We start from the raw sequence: 18,705 nt of genomic DNA, 5'->3' as shown, positions 1-18,705 counted from the left end.
ATTTCGCAGGGCCGTGACACATTGGCCCTGCGCATCCGCTTGAGCCGATGCGAGATCGCATTATAACGGCCCTCAAGCCACAAAGGACCCCACCATGCCCGTCTTTCTTGATACGCGCGACGCAGGTTTTGAAACCGATTTTCAGGTGCTTCTAAGCGCCAAGCGGGAAGATAGCCCTGACGTGGACCATGTCGTGGCAGACATTATTGCCGATGTCCGCGCACGCGGCGATGCGGCGGTTCTGGAACTGACGGCCAAATTTGACCGGATGGAGCTGACAGCGGATAAGCTGGCTGTGTCTGCCGCAGAGGTTGACGCGGAAATAGCCAAAGTGTCCGACGAAGAGCGCGCGGCACTTGAACTGGCCGCTGAACGCATCCGCGCCTATCACAGCCGTCAGATGCCCGAGGACGCGATGTGGACCGACGCCACTGGCGCGCAGCTTGGTTGGCGTTGGACGCCGGTTTCGGCGGCGGGCCTTTATGTGCCGGGCGGCCTGGCTTCTTATCCGTCGTCCGTTTTGATGAACGCCATTCCTGCGAAGGTGGCTGGTGTTGGTCGTCTGGCCATCACCGTTCCCACGCCTGACGGCGTTATCAACCCGCTGGTTCTGTTGGCGGCGCGCCTGTCCGGCGTGGATGAGATTTACCGCATCGGTGGCGCGCAGGCGATCGCGGCGCTGGCCTATGGCACCGAAACGATCAAGCCGGTTGATAAGATCACCGGACCCGGAAACGCCTTTGTTGCAGCCGCCAAGCGTCGTGTTTTCGGTAAGGTCGGCATCGACATGATCGCGGGTCCGTCCGAAATTCTGGTCATCGCGGATGGCGACAATGACCCTGACTGGATCGCGCTGGATTTGATGAGCCAGGCCGAACACGATGAAAGCGCCCAAGCGATCCTGATCACAACGGATGCCGAGTTCGGGAGGGCCGTCGCACAAGCGGTTGAAAAGCGTTTGGAAACGCTGGAACGTCGCGCCATCGCAGGCAAATCCTGGGAAGACTTCGGCGCGATCATCACTGTGGCTGATCTCGATGAGGCTGCGGCCCTGTCGGACCGCATCGCGCCGGAGCACCTTGAACTGTGTGTTGCTGATGTGGATGCGCTGTCGGCCAAGATCACCCACGCAGGGGCCATTTTCCTTGGCCACTGGACGCCAGAAGCCATTGGCGACTACGTTGGCGGCCCGAACCACGTTCTGCCCACGGCGCGTTCTGCGCGGTTCTCGTCCGGTCTGTCGGTGATGGACTTTGTCAAACGCACGACGCTGTCCAAAATGACACCCGAGGCGCTGAAGGCCATCGGCCCGGCGGCAGAGGCATTGGCCGCGTCCGAAAGCCTAGAGGCGCACGGTCTGAGTGTGACTGCACGCCTCGAAAAGCTGAACAAGCCGGAATAACGCGCTTAGGCGGAGGCCGCGATTTCCAGATCGGGTTGGATGCCGTGCTTTTTGCAGGCCTGCCCGATCATTGAATAGTCGTGCGGAATAACAACTTCGCCCATCGCCTCGAACTTGCGACGGAACGGCTTGCCGCCGACGTGATGCAGCATGACCGCATCTTTCGCGGCCTCAACCCGAATGCGACGGGGCCGGAAATAGTTCTGCCGCAGCGGGACCGGTTGAATAGAATAGTAATTATCGGTCGGCTGTGCGTGGATGTCTTCGCCATGCTTCAACAAAAAGTATGACAAGGCCTGCGGGCCGAAGGTCATATAGGGAACATCCGCTCGCATGCCCGTGCCAAGTTTGATGGTGCCATCTGTGTCAACCAGATCAGGCACGTGCTCAGGAAACTGGCGCTTCTACGGCCTATCTGCTGGGGCTGAACGATTCCTTTAACGTCTTTTCCGGCAGAATGTCGCGCGCGCAGGCCAATTCGACGCCTTCGGGCACCTCAAGGTGATCTTCGTATGTGTAAAGACGAATAGGGTGACCAACGTCGACAAACGACTTCAGGCAAAGTTTTTCCAAAAAGCTAAGCGGGGCGCCGTTCCAGAACGAGGCGATCCGAGGGTGTGCCATATGAACCTGCTCAATGTAATACGTTTTTTTAGGGCTTATTTTAGAGATGTTTGATTCATTCCGTCGATCTTTCATTTCTGAGTTTCAGGATATGAGCCGGATATGAGTCTGCCGCGCCACAGTGACTGCGACAATTTCACGTCAGGTTTTGCCGCGAAAACACGCCCAAAAGGTTGCATTGTCGATGCTGCAGGCGCACGGTAGATCGGTCTTGTTTTTGAAAGAGTGCTGAATGAGCCACATCGTTCACATAGAATTGGATGACGCGAACCTGCCTCCGCCCACGCCGGAGATCGAGCAGGAGCGCCGCGTTGCCATGTTCGATCTTATGGAAGAGAACACCTTTTCCATTCCGGAACGCGATGGTCGTGTTGCGCCTCCGGGCCCGTATAACGTGGGCCTGTCGATCCGTGACAAACGTCTTGTGTTCGATGTGACGACGTCCACGCACGAAAAAGCTGCGGAATTTCATCTGTCTCTCAGCCCGTTCCGACAGGTCGTCAAAGATTATTTCCAGATCTGCAAATCGTATTTTGATGCCGTAAAAACGCTGCCGCCCAGCCAAATCGAAACCATCGATATGGCGCGTCGCGGTATCCACAATGAAGGTGCGCGCATTCTGCAGGAACGTCTGGAAGGCAAGGTCGAGATCGACACCGATACCGCCCGCCGTCTGTTCACCCTGATCTGCGTGCTGCATTTCGGAGGCTGACGCAGGTGCCGGAACGTCTGCCGCAATCGGTTCTGTTCTGCTGCGATCACAACGCTGTCCGGTCTCCTATGGCCGAAGGGCTGATGAAAAAGCTTTATGGCTTTGACACTTATGTGCAATCTGTTGGTGTTCTGAATGACCTTGAGATCGACGGTTTCGCGATTTCGGTCTGTCAGGAATTGGGGGTCGAACTGTCGCGCCACCGCGCGCGCAGTTTTCAGGACCTCGAAGAATACGGCGAGGCGCTGTCAGGCTTTGATCTGATCGTTGCCATGTCGCCCGCATCGCAACGTCACGCGCTGGATCTGACGCGGCTGTTCCATCTGAAAGTGGAATACTGGCCGATCATGGACCCGACAGGCATTGGCGAGACACGGGAAACCAAGCTGAACGCGTACCGACAAACGCGGGACCAGATTTACGACCAACTCAAAGGGAAATGGGGCGCAGGATGAGCAAGGCTGTTCTTGAGAAGTACTTTGACTGCTTTAATCGCAAAGATGTCGACGGCATGCTGGATTGCCTGTCCGATCACGTTGTCCATTACGTGAACGAAGGCAATGAACGCATCGGAAAAGACAAGTTTGCCGAATTCTGTGCGCACATGTCCCGCTGCTATGATGAAAAGCTGACCGAGATGGTTCTGTTCGAGGCCGAAGACGGCACGCGCGGTGCGGCCGAGTTCATGGTCAACGGCGTCTATCTGGAAACGGATGAGGGCCTGCCCGAGGCCAAGAACCAGACCTACCGTCTACCGGCTGGGTCGTTCTTTTCGCTGATGGACGGAAAAATCACGCGGGTTGTGACTTATTACAACCTGTCGGATTGGATCAAACAGGTTTCGTGATGCGGGTTGAGGTACTAACAGGCGCGGAACTGGATGATGTGCTGGACGACGTTGCCCGTCTGCGCATCACCGTGTTCCATGCCTTTCCCTATCTGTACGACGGTGATTTCGAATACGAACGCAGCTATCTGCAAACCTACCGCGACAGCGAAAACGCGGTTCTGGTCGGGGCGTTTGATGACGACAAGCTGGTCGGCGCCGCAACGGGCGCGCCGATGATCGAACATGCCTCGGATTTTGCGCAGGCGTTTGAAAAGACCGGCCTTGATCTGGAGTCGATCTTTTATTGTGCCGAGTCCGTGCTTTTGCCGGAATATCGCGGTTTGGGCATCGGGCATCAGTTCTTTGATCAGCGCGAAGCGCATGGGCGGAAGCTTGGCAAAAGCTATTCCTGTTTCTGTTCCGTGATGCGCCCCGATGACCACCCGATGAAGCCCGAGGGGTATCGTCCGCTGAACGGCTTCTGGCGCAAGCGCGGCTATGATCCGCTGCCGGGTGTTGTGGCGCATTTCAAGTGGAAAGAACGCGGCCAGACCGAGCAGACAGATCACGACCTGCAATTCTGGATGCGCGAGCTATGAGCATGGGCAAAACGCTCAAGGTCGCGACAGCGGCGTACCCCTTGGATGTTTTCCAGGATTGGGCTGATTACGCGGGCAAGATACGCAGCTGGGTGTCTGAAGCGGCGGAAAATGGCGCGCGTTTGCTGGTGTTTCCGGAATACGGATCGATGGAACTGGCGACTTTGGCGGGGCTAGAGGCGGCTGGCGATCTGGAACAATCCCTTCACGCGGTGGCCGAGCGTATTCCCGCCGCAAACGCGTTGCACGCCGATCTGGCGCGCGAGTTCAACGTCTATATCCTTGCCGCCTCTGCGCCTGTGTTCGATCCTGAATTCGGTGACCGCCCTGTGAACCGCGCACGGTTCTTTTCGCCGTCGGGCGAAATGGGTGTCCAGGACAAACAGATCATGACGCGTTTCGAACGCGAAGACTGGAACGTGGTTGGCGGTGGCCCTTTGCGTTTGTTCGAAACCGAGTTCGGCAAGATCGGCATCCTGATTTGCTACGACAGTGAATTTCCTTTGTTCGGCCATGCGTTACGGGACGCCGATATCATTCTCGTCCCGTCCTGTACTGAAGCCCACGCAGGCTATACCCGCGTCCGGATCGGGTCGCAGGCGCGTGCTCTGGAACAGCAATGCGTGACGGTCATGTCCTCGACCGTGGGCGATGCGCTCTGGTCCGAAGCGGTGGATCACAACTGCGGGCAGGGCGGCGTTTTCGGTCCGCCAGACAGGGGCTTTCCATCGTCCGGCGTCATGGCAGAAGGTGTGCTGGACCAACCCGGCTGGACGTATTGCGACATCGACACGGCGCGCATCCATGACGTGCGCAAAGACGGCGGTGTGCTCAACTGGAGCCACTGGGAAGAGCAAAACGACCGTGCGCCAAAGCCGCAGATCATGGGCCTACGCTAACTTGGGGCTTGAAAAACAGGTGGTTTAAGCCCATTTAAGCGCCATTCTGCGGGAGTCTCCGCGGACCCACTAATTTAGGAGAGACCATGGCCAAGGAAGATACGCTCGAATTTCCCGGTGTCGTGAAGGAACTCCTGCCGAACGCGACGTTCCGGGTCGAGCTTGAAAACGGCCATGAGATCATCGCACATACGGCAGGCAAGATGCGCAAGAACCGCATCCGTGTTCTGGCTGGCGACAAGGTACAAGTTGAAATGATGCCCTACGACCTTACAAAGGGCCGCATCAACTACCGCTTTAAATAAGCTGCGACTTACGGCAGTTTGTTTGTACGAATGGGGCCCTCGGGCCCCGTTTCTATGTCAGGAGTAACCGAAGATGGCATTTGTTCTTGGCTCTGGTAGCCCAAGGCGCAAAGACCTGTTGGCGCAACTGGGTGTAACGCCGGATGAAATCCAGTCCCCAGATATCGATGAAACGCCCCTGAAAGGCGAACTGCCGCGCCCCTATTGCGAACGACTCGCACGGGAAAAGGCGCTGGTGATTAAGGCTGGTCCTGACGACATCATTCTGTCTGCTGATACGACGGTTGCCTTGGGGCGCCGCATTCTGGGTAAACCCGAGGATGAGGCCGAGGCGGCCGAATTCCTGTGGGCTATGTCGGGTCGCAGGCATCGCGTGATCACAGCCGTGGCGGTGCGCCGTGGTGATAAGGTCTGGGAAAAGTCCGTTGTCACGCAGGTGCGCATGAAATCGCTGTCCAATGTCGAAGTGAACGCCTACCTGGCATCTGGCGATTGGCGTGGTAAGGCCGGTGGCTATGGTATTCAGGGGCCTGCGGGGGCCTTTATCCCGTGGATTTCCGGCAGCTTCACCGCCGTGGTGGGGTTGCCCCTTGCTGAAACGGCGGGTCTGTTAGAGGCCGCAGGACATCCTGTCTGGAAAGGGCAGTCATGAAGGGTTCGACAATCGCGCTGGGCGCATTGAATGGCCGCGAAGCCGCGGCGCTGATGGTAGACGGCAAGCTGCACGATCTGTTCATCGACGGCGAAGGCATCCGCGCAGGCACGATCTATCGCGGCATTGCGGGACGCCCGATGAAGGGGCAGGGGGGCATTTTTCTCGATACGCCTGACGGGTCTGTGTACCTTCGCCAGATCAAGGGCATCGCGCCCGGCCAGCGCCTGTTGGTGCAGGTCACAGGGCAAGCGGAACCGGGCAAGGCCGTGCCGGTCACAGCCAAGGTTCTGTTCAAAAGCCGCTATGCGATTGTCACCCCCGGCGCACCGGGCGTGAACATTTCCCGTTCGATCCGCGATGATGATCTGCGCGACGAACTGACAGGCATCGCGCGCGACGCCTTTGACAGCGAAGACGGCCTGATCCTGCGGTCGTCCTGTGCCACTGGCGACCCCGAGGTGATTGCTGACGATATTCAGGCGATGGCCGAACTGGCCAAGAACGTCATGGCCGATGTCGACGGTGATGCTGAAAAGCTGGTCGATGGCGACGGGCCGCACATGCTGGCATGGCGCGAATGGACCATGACAGACGATGTCGATGACAGCGAAGACGCATTTGAAAACAACGGCGTTCTGGATGCAATCGAGGCTCTGTCTTCGCCCATGGTATCGCTGGGTGGCGGTGCGTCGATGGCGATTGAACCGACCCGCGCGTTGGTGTCGGTCGATGTGAACACCGGCGGCGATACGTCGCCTGCAGCAGGCCTGAAGGCGACCATTGCGGCGCTGCGCGAACTGCCGCGCCAGTTGCGCATTCGCGGCCTTGGCGGTGCGATCACCATCGACCCCGCGCCTTTCCCGAAAAAGGAACGCCGCCAGATCGAAACGGTCTTGCGCGCAGCGTTGAAGGCTGACAGCGTCGACACGATCTTTGCGGGATGGACCCCGATGGGGAACATCGAACTGCAACGCAAACGCGACCGCCAACCACTGTCCGAGGTTCTTTGATGCCCTGCCCGATTTGCCAAAAGGAAACGGATAAAAAGTACCGTCCCTTCTGTTCAAAACGCTGTGCCGACATTGACCTCGCCAAGTGGATGAGCGGCAGCTATGCGGTGCCGAGCCAAGATCCCGACGACGCAGAAAAAGCTCTGGACGAGGTGTTGCGCCTTGCGGCCAGCCAGTCCGACACACCGGAGAAACCCCATTGACGACCAATCCCATCGGCGACCGCCCGGACTTGCTGGCTGATATCCGCAGCCGTTTTGCCCATGTCGATGAATGCCCCTTTGAAGGCCCGCGCATTTTCTTTGAAAACGCAGGTGGCGCGCTGACGCTGAATTCTGTCGTCGATACATCGGCCAAATTCGCGGCCATTCCGGACAACCAAGGCCGCATCAACGGCGCGTCCAAGGCGCTGGTCGAGATCATCAACAAAGCCAAGGACGACGTCAAAACCCTGTTCAACGCACAGGGCGGATCGGTGTTTGTCGGTGAAAGCGGGACGGAGTTGTTGTTCCGCGTCATCCGCGACGCCTGTCTGGGCGCGCCTGCTGGTGGAACGGTTGTCGGATCGACGGTCGAACATCCCGCGTCGCGCTCGGCTGCGGCCCGTTGGGCGGAACAGTCGGGACGTGAACACGTGCTGATTGCCCACAGCGATACAGAAGGCCGCGTGACCGCCGACGCCTACGCCGACACGGTCACGGCCGATACGCGTGTGGCCACCATCCTGCACACTTCGCCCGTCACCGGCATGGGCATGGACCTGCCCGCCATCGTCGCGGCGATCCGCGCCAAGTCGCCGGATTGCTTCATCATCGTGGACGGCATCCAGCACGCCAGCCATGGCCATATCGATCTGAAAGCGGCCCCTGTCGATGCATACGTGATTTCGCCCTACAAGGTGTTCTCGCGGCACGGCTATGGCATTGCGTGGGTGTCTGACCGTCTGTCTGCCTTGCCGCATGATGCGCTGATCGGCGGGCCGTCCGGCAATTGGGAACTGGGCACGCGGGATACCGGTGCCTATGCGACCATGTCCGACGTTGTGGGCTATTTCGAATGGCTGGGCGAACAGGTGTCCGACGCCACTGAGCCCCGCGCGAGAATCGAGGCCGCCGCAGCCGCGATCCATGCACATGAACACGCGCTGACGGATGCCATGCTGTACGGCACAGGGAACCTGACGGGCCTGTCTGAAATGGACGGCGTGACGATCGTCGGGGGCGTCGATAATCCAGCCCGCGAAGGGCTGGTGTCGTTCCATTCAGCGACCAAACCCTCGGCCCAGATTGTAGAGGAGCTAGAGGGCGAAGGCATCCGCGTACACATTCGCAAGGCGGACCATTACTCTGGCAACATCCTGACGCCGCTGGGTATGGATGACTGTATTCGCGTGTCGCTCTGCCACTACAACTCGCTGTCCGAGGTCGCCAGTTTCCTCGAAGCGGTCAAGCGCATCCTCTGACGAAAGGTATCCCGAATGCATGTGGTTGTGATCGGGGCTGGGATTGTCGGGGTTTCGACCGCGATCTGGCTGCGTCGGTTCGGGGCCGATGTAACCTTGGTGGATCGCGATGCACCGGGGCAGGGGGCGTCGTTCGGCAATGCGGGTGTTCTGGCGGCCTGCGCCGTTGTGCCGTCGGTCGTGCCATCGACGATCCCGTCAGTGCCACGCATGTTGCTGGATAGGGATGCACCGCTGTTTTTGCGCTGGTCCTATCTGCCGCGCTTGGCCCCGTGGTTGCTGCGTCTTTTGCCCAACGCCCGTGACAGTCGTGTACGCGACATCGTTCAGGCGCTCGCGCCCTTGGTGTCTGACAGCCCCGATCAGCATCGCGCCTTGACCGAAGGCTTGTCCGCGCGTCGCTTCCTTGCAGGTGAAGAGTACGTCTATGCCTACGCCAATCGTTCGGAATTCGAGGCGGGGTCTTATGACTGGAACATCAAGAAGGCGCACGGATTTGTACCCGAGTTGATCGAAGGCGATGCAGTCGCGGAATTCGACTCCGCCTATGGCCCTGACATCGGCTGTCTGGCTGTATTGAAAGGGCATGGCCATGTGCTGGATCCCGGCGGCTATGTCGCGGCCTTGGCCGAAGATTTCGTTGCCATGGGCGGACAAGTGCGGCGGGCCGAGGTTTCGGACTTTACCCTGTTCGACGGCCAGATCACGCAGATCGCGACCACTGACGGCGTGATCGATTGTGACAGCGCCGTCATCGCCAGTGGGGCCTTTTCCGCTCGGCTGTTGAAAAAACTCGATCTGAAAGTTCCGCTGGAAAGCGAGCGCGGCTATCACATCACTTTCAAGAATGCCTCCGGCCAACCCAAACGCCCCACGATGATCAATGCAGGGCAGTTCGTCGCAACACCGATGACCGACGGTCTGCGCTGTGCGGGCATTCTGGAATTCGGCGGTTTGGACGCAGGCCCATCCCGCGCGCCTTTCGGGTTGTTGCGTAGGCAAACGGCCAAGGCGTTGCCGCATTTGCAGGCCAGTGAAGAGGTCGAATGGATGGGCCATCGCCCCGCCTTGCCAGATAGCCTGCCGATGCTGGGCGAGGTCGGGCAGACGGGCATCTACACCGCGTTTGGGCATCATCACGTTGGCCTGACGGGCGGGCCGAAGTCGGGCCGTATACTCGCGGGTTTGATCATGGGACAGTCGCCCAATCTGGATTTGACGCCCTATCGCACAGATCGCTTCCATTAGGCATTTTCCCCGATTGCGCGCTGCGCTACGACTTGGGGCATGATCCAGACGATGCACTTTCCGGATATTCAGACCTTGGGAACCGACGGCCTGCTCGTCCGGTTCGGCGACAGCCTGTCCGAACCCGCCAATCGCGCGGCACTGGCCTTTGGCGCAGCGCTAGAGCGTGACCAGCCGGAGGGTGTGGAAGAAATCGCCACGTCCTTGGTGTCTGTTTTTGTGCGGTTTGATGTGCGCCATCTGGGCCACGCGGATTTGCGCACTGATTTGGCGAACCGGTTAAAGGCTCAAGACTGGTTCGCGGCCGAGATGCCAGCAGGCCGTCGCCTGATCACCATCCCGACCGTGTACGGCGGCACCTACGGGCCGCAACTGGCCAAGGCCGCTGATTTGGCTGGGCTGTCCGAGGATGCGGCGATTAAGGAATTGTCGGCAGCGGACCTGCGGATCACGGCTGTCGGCTTTGCGCCGGGTCAGCCATACCTCGGGTTTCTGCCCGATCATTGGGACATCCCGCGCAATGCGGAACTGGCTCCTGTTCCGACAGGTGCGGTTGTCGCCGCGGTGCGCCAGATAGTTTTGTTTTCCGTCGACAGCCCCACAGGGTGGAGCCACGTCGGCCAGACCGCGTTCCGCGCTTTCCAACCAGACCACCCAGAGCCGTTCCGCCTGCGTCCAGGCGACGAAATCCGCTTCACATCAGTGACGCCCGAGGAATACGGGGCGCTGAAATCCGCGCCTGATGGTGGCGCAACGTGGGGGAAGGTGGAATGAGCGCGGCGCTGATCATCCACCGCGCAGGTCCGCAAGTCACGGTACAGGACTTGGGGCGTTCCGGCACCTTGGGGCTTGGCCTGTCCCGTGGCGGAGCCATGGATCGTCTTGCGGTATACGAAGGCGCTGCGCTGTTGGGGCAGGACCCAAGTTGCGCTGTTCTGGAAATGGCAGGCATGGGGGTGGTGGTCGAGGCCAACTGCGACACGCGCATCGCCCTGACAGGGGCCGAGATTACGGTCACATTGGATGGCACCCCCCTGCGCTGGAACGCCTGTCATGCGCTGGCAAAAGGCGCGCGGTTGGACATTGGCGGCTTTCGGGCAGGAAACTACGGCTATCTTCACATTGCTGGCGGCATACAGACAGCGCCCATGATGGGATCACGTTCTGCCCATCTGGCGGGGGGCGTCGGCGCATGTATCTCTGCGGGTGATCACCTGCCTATTCTGGCCGACAAGGGCGGCGATACAGGGCTTGGCCTAAGTCCGTCTGAACGCTGCTCTGGCGGAACTTTGCGTGTGGTCGCTGGGCCGCAAACGGCGCTGTTTCAGGCCGAGATGCTGGAACGCTTTGAACAAACCGCATTCGCCCGCGATCCGCGCAGCAACAGGATGGGGGTCAAGCTGACGTATGACGGCGACAGGTTCGGGGCCACTGATGGCCGGTCCATCGTGTCCGAAGTCGTCGTGCCCGGCGACATCCAGATCACGGGCGATGGAACGCCTTACATTCTGACCGCCGAAAGCCAGACCACAGGTGGCTATCCTCGGATCGGCACCGTGCTTCCGGCGGATATGCCAAAGGCGGTGCAAACGCCCGCAGGTGCAAATTTGCGGTTCCAGTTCATTGACCTTGAGACCGCGCTAAAGATCGAGGCACGCGACACTGCGGCCCGTCATGCCTTAAAGTCGCAACTGAAACGGCTGGTGCGCGATCCGCATGACATCCGCGATCTGCTGTCTTATCAATTGATCTCCGGCGTGGTGTCGGGATCCGAGGAGGAGCCAAAATGACCGTCGATCTGAACGCGGATATGGGCGAAGGCTTTGGTCCCTGGCCGATGGGCAGTGATGCGGAATTGCTGGATGTGATCACCTCGGCCAATATTGCCTGCGGGTTTCACGCAGGCGATCCTGATGTCATGGCCGCGACGATGGCCCGTGCGGTTAAGGCTGGCGTGGGGATCGGCGCGCACCCGGGGTTCCCTGATTTGCAAGGCTTCGGTCGGCGTCGCATGTCACTAAAACCGGACGAGGTGCGCCATCTGGTGGCCTATCAACTGGGCGCGGCGCAGGCGATGGCGCGGCTGGTGGGTGGCAAAGTGCGGCATCTGAAATTGCATGGCGCACTGGCCAATATGGCGGCCGAGGATGTGAGTTTGGCCAAGGCCGCATACGAAGGTGCTTTGGCCGTCGATCCGGACATCATCGTGATGGTCATTACGGCGACCCAGCAGCAGGCGGCGGTTGAAGACCTCGGTTGTCGTTGGGCCGGAGAGATTTTTGCCGATCGCGCTTACAACGATGATTGCACCTTGGTGGACCGGTCAAAACCCGGCGCGGTGATCCATGACCCCGAGGTCGCGGCTAAGCGCGTGGTTGCGATGGTAAAGGCAGGGGGCATTATCGCCGAAAGCGGCCTGGTCATTCCCGCGGCGGTCGATACGATCTGCCTGCATGGCGATGGCGCGACGGCGGTGAAAATCGCCAAAGCGGTGCGTCAGGCATTGCTGGATGAGGGCATTGAACTGGCCCAGTTCCAAGGACGCTAGGGCCGGATTAACAGCACCTGCACATCTGCCACATTGGTGCCCGTCGCAGGCGTGATGAGCAGATCGCCTGCGGCGTCTAGCGCGGCATAGCTGTCGTTGTTGTCCAACAGCGCTTTCGGGTCTTTACCGCTCGCAATGATCCGGTCCTTGGTGCCTGCATCCACGATACCTCCCGCCGCATCGGTCGGGCCGTCGCGGCCATCGGTGCCACCAGACAGAAAGACCCAGCCGCTATCCTGCTTGGGCATGTTCATCGCGACGCGCAGCGCCAATTCCTGATTGCGCCCGCCGCGCCCATCGCCCCGCAGGACCACGGTGGTTTCACCGCCGAACAGCAACGCTGTCGGCTGATCCACGGGGCCAACAGCAGCGATCACTTCTTGCGCGGCATCGTCCACGTCGCCTTCAAGTGCATCGCTGACAACGCGGGCTGCGTATCCGGCGCCCTTTGCGGCCTCTTCCATTGCTGCGATGGAATGGCGGTTCGACCCGATCAGGATGTTAGCCGCGTCTGGTGTTTCCTGTGCCTCTTCCGGTTGTTCCAGAATGCCTCGTGCGGTGTCGGGCAGTTTGGCCCACAAATCTGCGCCTTCCAAAATCGCGCGTGCCTCAGACCGTGTACCAATGGGCCCGACAGTGGGGCCCGATGCAATGGCGCGCAGATCGTCGCCGATCACGTCGGACAGGATGTAGGCGGTGACGGGGGCAGGGGCCGCATGGCGCAGGAACCCGCCGCCTTTCAATTCCGACAGTTGCTGGCGGACAAGGTTCATTTTCACGATGTCCAAACCACCGCCCAGCAGCAATTTGTTCACGGCGGCTTTGTCCGCCAAGCTCATTGGTGGTTTCGGCGCTGGAACAAGCGCCGATCCCCCACCGGAAATCAGCGCAATCACCTGATCGTCTGCGGTGGCCCTTGCCAGAAGGGCCATCACGTCTTTCGCCGCGTTTGCGCCTGCTTCATCGGGTACGGGGTGCCCTGCACGCAGAACCGTCGCACCATCGACGCCCATATCGTTTTCGTGGTGGGTGACGGCCAGCGCCTCATAGGGGCCGTCGATATGCGACAAGGCCTCGGCCATCATGCGCGGGCCGGCTTTGCCGATGGCGATGACCAATGTGCGGCCCATGGGCTTTGGAAAGGGGGAGGCTGACAGCGCCTTGCGAAGGGCCAGCGCTGGGTCGGCAGCAGTGACGGCGGCATCAAAGAAAGCACGCGCGTCGTGCTTCAGGTCGTCTGTCTGTGTCATTCGGATGCCCCCACAGGTGAAAGATGTCAGCGCAAACATCACCTGTGGGGCGCTGGTGTCAATTGACCAAAGGGGCGCAGTTACTGCCCGCAGCCCGCAATTCGGCGTGCAGTTTCAACAACCAGTTCGGGATAGAGCCCCGGTCCGGCGGCCAGTTCTGTCCCCAAGGGGTCAACCTCGGTCACGCTGAGCGTGCCACCCAAGGCCTCGATCAGGCGAGGGTCGAACTGGGGTTCCGCGATGACGCATGTCACGCCGGCCTCGGTGATTGCGTCCCGCAATGCGGCCATGCGGGCGGGGCTGGGCGATGTCGCATCGCTATCGCTCAGGGCACCCAAGGCGGTCAGGTCGAAGCGGCTTTCGAAATACTGGAAAGCGTCATGCAGAACGGCAAAGGTCTGACCTTCGGCAGCGCCCAGCAGATCGCGGGCGGTTTCGCTGGCTTGATCCACCATGGCCTGACCTTCCGCTGCGTTGGCGCGGTAAACGTCGGCATTCGTGGTATCCTGTGTGGCCAGTGTTTCAGCAATCACACCCAGCCAGATCTTGGCGTTTTCAGGGTCCAGCCAGACGTGGGGGTCATCGGCGCCATGATCATGGCCGTGACCGGCTTCGTGATGCTCGTCTTCGTGGGTGTCTTCGTCATGGTGGTTGTCACCATGGTCTTCGTCGTGATGCTCTTCATCATGGTCATCATGGTCATCATGGTCATCATGGTCATCATGGTCATCATGGTCATCATGGTCGTCGTGCGCTTCGAAAATAACAGAATCGCGGCTGGCCAGATGCAGGGTGCCCTCTGCATCAAACAGTGAAACCACAGTCGCATCACCGGCCAGCGTGTCCACGGCCTTGTCCAGATTGGGGCTAAGCGCATCACCAATCCAGAACACCACATTTGCCTGATCCAGCGCCTGTGCTTCGGATGGACGCAGGGCATGGTCGTGGGGATTGGACCCAGCTGGCAACAGTTGGAACGGTTCGCCCACGCCCTTCATCACTTGGGCGACCAATGATGTGACGGGGGAAATATCCGTGACCACTTTAGGGGCGTCGGCCCAAGCGGCAGAGCCTAAAAGAGACAGGGTCAGTGACAAACGTAGCATTGAATGATTCCGTTATGTTGTAACATTTCATTCCGCTTGTTATTTGTGATAACATAACATATCAAGTCCCAAATTGAAAAAAGTCGGAGGCCGTTTTGGACCCTGTAGGTTTTCACAAACACGACCACTCCAAATGCATCCAAGAGTGTCTGACCGCAGCGGATGAACAGTGCTCGGACAAGGGCGTGCGGCTGACGCCGGTCCGTCGCAGGACGCTTGAAATCCTGCTGCAGGACCATCGCGCGCTGGGGGCTTACGACCTGCTGGACAAGTTGCGCGAAGAGGGGCTGGGATCGCAGCCGCCCGTCATTTATCGCGCTTTGGACTTTCTGACCGAACACGGATTTGCCCATAAAATCGAACGTTTGAACGCCTTTGTGGCCTGTTCGCATCCCGGCGAAAGCCACGCGCCGTCGTTTCTGTTCTGTCGTGAATGTTCGACGGTGGCCGAAGCGGCCCATGGCGCATTCGAGGCCATCGCAGAGGATCAGGCCAAGGCGGTGGGCTTTGTCGCCGAACGTGTCATGGTCGAAATTGAGGGGCTCTGCCCCGATTGTCGGGGTTAACCGCAAATGGCTTTGATCAAAGCGACCGGATTGGGCGTTTCCTTTGGTGAAACGCTTGTCTTGAACGACGTCGACATGACGATTTCCGCAGGCGAAATCGTGACGATCGTCGGCCCGAACGGGTCTGGAAAATCTACTCTTTTGCGCTGTCTCGTGGGCGCGATGACGCCGGATCGGGGCCGCGTGGATCGCGCGCCTGATCTGAAAATCGGCTATGTGCCGCAGAAACTGATGATCGACCCGACACTGCCTTTGACGGTGGGACGTTTCCTGAACCTACCGCGCAAGACCGACCGCAAGACGGCCCAAGCTGCGTTGGATCAGGCTGGTGCAGGTGCGCTTTGGGATCGTCCGATGTCGGGCCTGTCCGGCGGGCAGTTCCAGCGCATCCTTCTTGCCCGTGCTTTGCTAGAGCGACCGAACCTGCTGGTTCTGGACGAACCCACGCAAGGTCTGGATCAACCCGGTTCGGCTGCGTTTTACAGATTGATCGAAGAAGTGCGCACCGAAACCGGTTGCGCGGTTTTGATGGTCAGCCACGAACTGCACGTCGTCATGAGCACGTCGGACCGCGTGATTTGCCTGAACGGCCATGTGTGCTGCCATGGCACGCCCGAGGTCGTGGCCAATTCGTCCGAGTATCGCGCCCTGTTCGGCACGGGCACGGCAGGGGCCTTGGCGCTGTATCGCCACGAACATAGCCACAGTCACGATCACACCTGTGGCCACGACCACGCGCGAGAGAAAGAGAGCGCATGACATTTCTAGACGATTTCCTGATCCGCGCGGCACTGGCTGGCGTGGGTGTTGCGGTTGCGGCGGCCCCTTTGGGGTGCTTCGTTGTCTGGCGGCGCATGGCCTATTTCGGCGATGCGACGGCACACGCAGCGATTCTGGGCGTGGCCCTGTCTTTGGCTTTGTCGCTTCCAGTGACGGTAGGCGCTTTGGCGGTGGCTGTGATCATGGCATTCGCGGTATCGCAACTGTCACATCGAGGGATGGCATTGGATACCGGACTGGGCGTTCTGGCGCATTCGGCGCTGGCTTTGGGGCTTGTTGCTGTCAGCTTTGTGCAAGGCGTCCGCGTTGATCTGGGCGCCTATCTTTTCGGAGATATTCTGGCGGTAACGAAATCGGATCTTGCAGTGATCTGGCTGGGTGGCTTGGCTGTCGTGGCACTGGTCGCATGGCGCTGGTCGGCGCTTTTGACGGCCACGTTGTCGCCTGATCTGGCGCATGCATCGGGCTTCAACCCGAAACGCGAAGGCATGGTGCTGACGCTGGCGCTGGCCGTGGTTGTCGCAGTGGCGATCAAGGTGGTGGGCGTTCTGTTGATCGGCGCGATGTTGTTGATTCCCCCAGCCGCCGCGCGTCCCTTGGCCCGAACGCCCGAAGCGATGGCTGTTCTGGCAGGCGTCATCGGAATCACCGCAGCGATCACCGGCCTCTGGGCCGCCTTCGCCTTTGATAGCCCCACAGGCCCGTCGATGGTTAGTGCGGCTGCGCTATTGTTCGTGGGAATCGGTGTGATCACGCGGCTGAAACATGCGTGATCGGCGCCAAAAGGCGAAAAAACGTGCTTTAAATCAGGGGGGAAGTGGTGGGCGACCTAGGAATCGAACCTAGCGTGCGTCTCCGCGAGGGAGTTACAGTCCCCTGCCACACCTTGCGGCCTGTCGCCCACTTCCACCGAACACTGTCGGCGTTGTGGAGCGCTGATTACAGTCGGGCAAAACCCCCGTCAACCGGAAAATCCCTTGCTCTTTCAGTCTGGCACAGGCATCCCCCCATCAATGATGAAAAGGGGTCCTTTGGATGTCCAAGAAACCGAAGTGGATTGTCGAAAAAGAACGGTCGCGCAAGGCAGCGGCGGCGGAAACCGTCTGGCTGTTCGGTCTGCATGCGGTGCGCGATGCGTTGATGAACGACCGTCGTGAAAAGCTGCGGCTGATTGTGACGCGCAACGCGGCGGACAAGCTGGCCGATGCGATTGCCCATTCCGGCATGACGCCTGAAGAAAGCGATCCGCGTAAATTCGCAGCCCCCTTGGACCCGCAATCGGTGCATCAGGGTGCCGCGCTTGAGGTGAAGCCGCTGAACTGGGGCCGTCTTGAGGATGTCGCGATGGGCGACGGTGAAAAAGCGCCGCGGGTGATTCTGCTGGATCGTGTGACAGATCCTCATAACGTGGGGGCCATTTTGCGCTCGGCCGAGGTGTTCGGCGCACGTGCTGTGATCGGGACGTTGCACCATTCGGCGCCGGAAACCGGTGCTTTGGCGAAAACTGCATCGGGTGCTCTGGAGCGTCAGCCATACCTGCGTGAACGCAATCTGGCCGATGCGATGGTGAAGTTGCGCGACATGGGCTACTTGCTGCTGGGTCTAGATGGCGAAGCGGATGTGTCTCTGGACGATGCGCTGAAAGGCAACGAACACCGCGCGCTGGCGCTGGTTCTCGGGGCCGAAGGGCCGGGTCTTCGGCAAAAGACCAAAGAGACCTGCGATCAACTGGTGCGCATCGATTTCGCAGGTGCCTTCGGGTCGTTGAACGTGTCCAATGCGGCGGCGGTTTCGCTCTATGCCGCCACGCGACAGGGTTAACGCGGGTCTTCTAGAACCCACAAAAATCGCCCCTTAACCAACCATGCAAAGCCGAACGCCATCAAGGCGGCGGCTTCGAACCAGAAGGTCAGGTTTGATCCGGACCACGCGGGGCCCAGGCTGTCTCGGGTCAGCATCCCGAACAAAAGTGCGGCCATTGCGGCGAAAATGATTGCCCCGCAAATGCGGTAAAACCGGTTGCGCCATGTCTTGGTGACGACCGGCGATCCATCGTCTTTCAGCGATTTCCGCGACTGCGCACGGGTAAAGACGAACAGGCAGTAATAGCCGAGGATGGCGAACATAACCGCCGCCGCGCCGTAATGCAGATAAGGCAGCACCTTGGGTGCGACGCCGAAACTGGCCCATAAATCAAAGACCAACGTGGTTTCAATCGGCAGCGACACATCGCGGGTGCGATCATTGATTCCTTCTGGCGCCAGAACATAGCCACGGAAAATCTGGTCTGCGGCTTCGCAACCGGTGCCAGAGGTCGGGATCAACGCCACCAGAAGCGCCGCAACACCTGCGACTTTCAGAAGCAACAGATCGGTTTTCTCATGCGCCAGATATTCGTCGACCTTGCCGGGCAGGCGGTAGAACACAGCAAGCAAAACAGCGATCACCAGCAGGGCACCAACAAACAGATCACCCGCAATGCGCGCGAAATAGTAGTGGCTGATCGAATTCAGTCCGTTTTCAGCACTGCAAACGCCGAAAAAGGCGCCGACGGTCCACAGGCCCAAGGGTAGGAATAGCGCAATATAGCCGGTGGTTCGGTTGACGGACTTCAAACTTAGACTGAAAGGCAGGTCGTCCGCCCGCCGAGGAGGAGGGGATAAAGGTTTCACAAAATCAGGCTTTCAAAACTTTGGTATAATTCCGTTAG

The 18,705-nt window shown here is 59.6% G+C and carries 24 protein-coding genes and 1 tRNA gene; 19 read left to right on the top strand and 6 right to left on the bottom strand.

All coding sequences use genetic code 11. The annotated features are described in order from the left end of the window. Positions 1 to 94: 94 nt before the first annotated feature. Positions 95 to 1,402 (top strand): histidinol dehydrogenase, encoded by a 1,308-nt coding sequence (gene hisD / locus C4S59_RS02035; protein ID WP_103908802.1) that lies wholly within the window; start codon positions 95 to 97, stop codon positions 1,400 to 1,402. A 5-nt stretch (positions 1,403 to 1,407) separates the two neighbouring features. Here hisD and C4S59_RS02030 read toward each other — a convergent pair whose 3' ends face one another. After that, a complete protein-coding gene (locus C4S59_RS02030) occupies positions 1,408 to 1,785 on the bottom strand; it encodes a hypothetical protein (protein WP_103908801.1) in 378 nt (125 codons plus the stop codon). 28 nt (positions 1,786 to 1,813) lie between these two features. Continuing rightward, entirely contained in the window at positions 1,814 to 2,026 is a 213-nt protein-coding gene (locus tag C4S59_RS02025; protein ID WP_103908800.1) for a hypothetical protein, read from the bottom strand. Positions 2,027 to 2,258: 232 nt separating this feature from the next. On the opposite strand from C4S59_RS02025, the gene C4S59_RS02020 reads away from it, so the two are divergent. From C4S59_RS02020 to C4S59_RS01955, 14 genes are all read left to right on the top strand, one after another. Then, the gene (locus C4S59_RS02020; RefSeq protein WP_103908799.1) at positions 2,259 to 2,738 is read left to right on the top strand and encodes a UPF0262 family protein; all 480 of its coding nucleotides are present in this window, start codon (positions 2,259 to 2,261) and stop codon (positions 2,736 to 2,738) included. Positions 2,739 to 2,743: 5 nt separating this feature from the next. Then, complete coding sequence (locus C4S59_RS02015) at positions 2,744 to 3,193, top strand: arsenate-mycothiol transferase ArsC (protein WP_103908798.1); 450 nt, start codon at positions 2,744 to 2,746, stop codon at positions 3,191 to 3,193. Next, positions 3,190 to 3,585 (top strand): ketosteroid isomerase-related protein, encoded by a 396-nt coding sequence (locus tag C4S59_RS02010; protein WP_103908797.1) that lies wholly within the window; start codon positions 3,190 to 3,192, stop codon positions 3,583 to 3,585. The genes C4S59_RS02015 and C4S59_RS02010 overlap by 4 nt, the downstream gene beginning before the upstream one ends. Then, positions 3,585 to 4,166 carry a GNAT family N-acetyltransferase gene (locus C4S59_RS02005; protein ID WP_200813147.1) on the top strand — a complete coding sequence of 194 codons (582 nt, stop codon included), beginning with the start codon at positions 3,585 to 3,587 and terminating at the stop codon, positions 4,164 to 4,166. The genes C4S59_RS02010 and C4S59_RS02005 overlap by 1 nt, the downstream gene beginning before the upstream one ends. After that, positions 4,163 to 5,065 carry a carbon-nitrogen hydrolase family protein gene (locus tag C4S59_RS02000; RefSeq protein WP_234994655.1) on the top strand — a complete coding sequence of 301 codons (903 nt, stop codon included), beginning with the start codon at positions 4,163 to 4,165 and terminating at the stop codon, positions 5,063 to 5,065. Before C4S59_RS02005 ends, C4S59_RS02000 begins: the two co-directional genes overlap by 4 nt. Positions 5,066 to 5,151: 86 nt before the next feature. Then, on the top strand, positions 5,152 to 5,370 hold the full coding sequence (infA, locus tag C4S59_RS01995; protein ID WP_103908796.1) for a translation initiation factor IF-1: 219 nt from the start codon (positions 5,152 to 5,154) through the stop codon (positions 5,368 to 5,370). Between the two features lie 73 nt (positions 5,371 to 5,443). Beyond that, positions 5,444 to 6,022, top strand: a complete 579-nt coding sequence (locus C4S59_RS01990; protein ID WP_103908795.1) for a Maf family protein — start codon at positions 5,444 to 5,446, stop codon at positions 6,020 to 6,022. After that, complete coding sequence (locus C4S59_RS01985) at positions 6,019 to 7,035, top strand: ribonuclease E/G (RefSeq protein ID WP_103908794.1); 1,017 nt, start codon at positions 6,019 to 6,021, stop codon at positions 7,033 to 7,035. The genes C4S59_RS01990 and C4S59_RS01985 overlap by 4 nt, the downstream gene beginning before the upstream one ends. After that, a complete protein-coding gene (locus C4S59_RS01980; RefSeq protein ID WP_103908793.1) occupies positions 7,035 to 7,238 on the top strand; it encodes a DNA gyrase inhibitor YacG in 204 nt (67 codons plus the stop codon). The genes C4S59_RS01985 and C4S59_RS01980 overlap by 1 nt, the downstream gene beginning before the upstream one ends. Further along, positions 7,235 to 8,497, top strand: coding sequence for an aminotransferase class V-fold PLP-dependent enzyme (locus C4S59_RS01975; RefSeq protein WP_234994654.1), 1,263 nt, complete (start codon positions 7,235 to 7,237; stop codon positions 8,495 to 8,497). Before C4S59_RS01980 ends, C4S59_RS01975 begins: the two co-directional genes overlap by 4 nt. Before the next feature lie 15 nt (positions 8,498 to 8,512). Beyond that, positions 8,513 to 9,745, top strand: coding sequence for an NAD(P)/FAD-dependent oxidoreductase (locus C4S59_RS01970; protein ID WP_103908792.1), 1,233 nt, complete (start codon positions 8,513 to 8,515; stop codon positions 9,743 to 9,745). A 39-nt stretch (positions 9,746 to 9,784) separates the two neighbouring features. After that, positions 9,785 to 10,519: a 5-oxoprolinase subunit B family protein gene (locus C4S59_RS01965; protein WP_103908791.1), complete on the top strand. Its 735-nt coding sequence runs from the start codon at positions 9,785 to 9,787 to the stop codon at positions 10,517 to 10,519. Beyond that, positions 10,516 to 11,535, top strand: coding sequence for a 5-oxoprolinase subunit C family protein (locus C4S59_RS01960; protein WP_103908790.1), 1,020 nt, complete (start codon positions 10,516 to 10,518; stop codon positions 11,533 to 11,535). Before C4S59_RS01965 ends, C4S59_RS01960 begins: the two co-directional genes overlap by 4 nt. Beyond that, positions 11,532 to 12,293 carry a LamB/YcsF family protein gene (locus C4S59_RS01955; RefSeq protein ID WP_103908789.1) on the top strand — a complete coding sequence of 254 codons (762 nt, stop codon included), beginning with the start codon at positions 11,532 to 11,534 and terminating at the stop codon, positions 12,291 to 12,293. The genes C4S59_RS01960 and C4S59_RS01955 overlap by 4 nt, the downstream gene beginning before the upstream one ends. On the opposite strand, the gene C4S59_RS01950 is transcribed toward C4S59_RS01955, so the two are convergent. Together C4S59_RS01950 and C4S59_RS01945 are read right to left on the bottom strand one after the other, a co-directional pair. After that, positions 12,290 to 13,543: a glycerate kinase type-2 family protein gene (locus C4S59_RS01950; protein ID WP_103909383.1), complete on the bottom strand. Its 1,254-nt coding sequence runs from the start codon at positions 13,541 to 13,543 to the stop codon at positions 12,290 to 12,292. The genes C4S59_RS01955 and C4S59_RS01950 overlap by 4 nt on opposite strands. Positions 13,544 to 13,623: 80 nt before the next feature. Continuing rightward, positions 13,624 to 14,649 carry a zinc ABC transporter substrate-binding protein gene (locus C4S59_RS01945; protein WP_103908788.1) on the bottom strand — a complete coding sequence of 342 codons (1,026 nt, stop codon included), beginning with the start codon at positions 14,647 to 14,649 and terminating at the stop codon, positions 13,624 to 13,626. Positions 14,650 to 14,744: 95 nt separating this feature from the next. Here C4S59_RS01945 and C4S59_RS01940 point away from each other — a divergent pair, with 95 nt between their 5' ends. The 3 genes from C4S59_RS01940 to C4S59_RS01930 are packed head-to-tail and all read left to right on the top strand — an operon-like array spanning position 14,745 to position 16,768. Continuing rightward, positions 14,745 to 15,215 (top strand): transcriptional repressor, encoded by a 471-nt coding sequence (locus C4S59_RS01940; protein ID WP_103908787.1) that lies wholly within the window; start codon positions 14,745 to 14,747, stop codon positions 15,213 to 15,215. A gap of 6 nt (positions 15,216 to 15,221) precedes the next feature. Further along, the gene (locus C4S59_RS01935; RefSeq protein WP_103908786.1) at positions 15,222 to 15,974 is read left to right on the top strand and encodes an ATP-binding cassette domain-containing protein; all 753 of its coding nucleotides are present in this window, start codon (positions 15,222 to 15,224) and stop codon (positions 15,972 to 15,974) included. Further along, positions 15,971 to 16,768, top strand: coding sequence for a metal ABC transporter permease (locus C4S59_RS01930; protein ID WP_103908785.1), 798 nt, complete (start codon positions 15,971 to 15,973; stop codon positions 16,766 to 16,768). The genes C4S59_RS01935 and C4S59_RS01930 overlap by 4 nt, the downstream gene beginning before the upstream one ends. 45 nt (positions 16,769 to 16,813) lie before the next feature. Here C4S59_RS01930 and C4S59_RS19550 read toward each other — a convergent pair. Next, positions 16,814 to 16,897, bottom strand: a tRNA-Tyr gene (locus C4S59_RS19550). A 133-nt stretch (positions 16,898 to 17,030) separates the two neighbouring features. Here C4S59_RS19550 and rlmB point away from each other — a divergent pair. Continuing rightward, complete coding sequence (gene rlmB, locus C4S59_RS01925; RefSeq protein ID WP_103908784.1) at positions 17,031 to 17,816, top strand: 23S rRNA (guanosine(2251)-2'-O)-methyltransferase RlmB; 786 nt, start codon at positions 17,031 to 17,033, stop codon at positions 17,814 to 17,816. Here rlmB and C4S59_RS01920 read toward each other — a convergent pair. Next, entirely contained in the window at positions 17,813 to 18,610 is a 798-nt protein-coding gene (locus C4S59_RS01920; RefSeq protein WP_103908783.1) for a hypothetical protein, read from the bottom strand. The genes rlmB and C4S59_RS01920 overlap by 4 nt on opposite strands. Positions 18,611 to 18,705: the final 95 nt, after the last annotated feature.

Source organism: Thalassococcus halodurans (genome assembly GCF_900108225.1).
Taxonomy (GTDB): Bacteria; Pseudomonadota; Alphaproteobacteria; order Rhodobacterales; family Rhodobacteraceae; genus Thalassococcus; species Thalassococcus halodurans.
This window is presented reverse-complemented; position numbering and strand designations above follow the sequence as displayed.

Coding starts and splice junctions, on each gene's coding strand:
- C4S59_RS01930 (WP_103908785.1), top strand. CDS start 15,971: ATGACATTTCTAGACGATTTCCTGATCCGCGCGGCACTGGCTGGCGTG.
- C4S59_RS01980 (WP_103908793.1), top strand. CDS start 7,035: ATGCCCTGCCCGATTTGCCAAAAGGAAACGGATAAAAAGTACCGTCCC.
- C4S59_RS01950 (WP_103909383.1), bottom strand. CDS start 13,543: ATGACACAGACAGACGACCTGAAGCACGACGCGCGTGCTTTCTTTGAT.
- C4S59_RS01970 (WP_103908792.1), top strand. CDS start 8,513: ATGCATGTGGTTGTGATCGGGGCTGGGATTGTCGGGGTTTCGACCGCG.
- C4S59_RS01985 (WP_103908794.1), top strand. CDS start 6,019: ATGAAGGGTTCGACAATCGCGCTGGGCGCATTGAATGGCCGCGAAGCC.
- C4S59_RS02020 (WP_103908799.1), top strand. CDS start 2,259: ATGAGCCACATCGTTCACATAGAATTGGATGACGCGAACCTGCCTCCG.
- rlmB (WP_103908784.1), top strand. CDS start 17,031: ATGTCCAAGAAACCGAAGTGGATTGTCGAAAAAGAACGGTCGCGCAAG.
- C4S59_RS02010 (WP_103908797.1), top strand. CDS start 3,190: ATGAGCAAGGCTGTTCTTGAGAAGTACTTTGACTGCTTTAATCGCAAA.
- hisD (WP_103908802.1), top strand. CDS start 95: ATGCCCGTCTTTCTTGATACGCGCGACGCAGGTTTTGAAACCGATTTT.
- C4S59_RS01990 (WP_103908795.1), top strand. CDS start 5,444: ATGGCATTTGTTCTTGGCTCTGGTAGCCCAAGGCGCAAAGACCTGTTG.
- C4S59_RS01945 (WP_103908788.1), bottom strand. CDS start 14,649: ATGCTACGTTTGTCACTGACCCTGTCTCTTTTAGGCTCTGCCGCTTGG.
- infA (WP_103908796.1), top strand. CDS start 5,152: ATGGCCAAGGAAGATACGCTCGAATTTCCCGGTGTCGTGAAGGAACTC.
- C4S59_RS01935 (WP_103908786.1), top strand. CDS start 15,222: ATGGCTTTGATCAAAGCGACCGGATTGGGCGTTTCCTTTGGTGAAACG.
- C4S59_RS01965 (WP_103908791.1), top strand. CDS start 9,785: ATGATCCAGACGATGCACTTTCCGGATATTCAGACCTTGGGAACCGAC.
- C4S59_RS02025 (WP_103908800.1), bottom strand. CDS start 2,026: ATGGCACACCCTCGGATCGCCTCGTTCTGGAACGGCGCCCCGCTTAGC.
- C4S59_RS02000 (WP_234994655.1), top strand. CDS start 4,163: ATGAGCATGGGCAAAACGCTCAAGGTCGCGACAGCGGCGTACCCCTTG.
- C4S59_RS02005 (WP_200813147.1), top strand. CDS start 3,585: ATGCGGGTTGAGGTACTAACAGGCGCGGAACTGGATGATGTGCTGGAC.
- C4S59_RS01955 (WP_103908789.1), top strand. CDS start 11,532: ATGACCGTCGATCTGAACGCGGATATGGGCGAAGGCTTTGGTCCCTGG.
- C4S59_RS01960 (WP_103908790.1), top strand. CDS start 10,516: ATGAGCGCGGCGCTGATCATCCACCGCGCAGGTCCGCAAGTCACGGTA.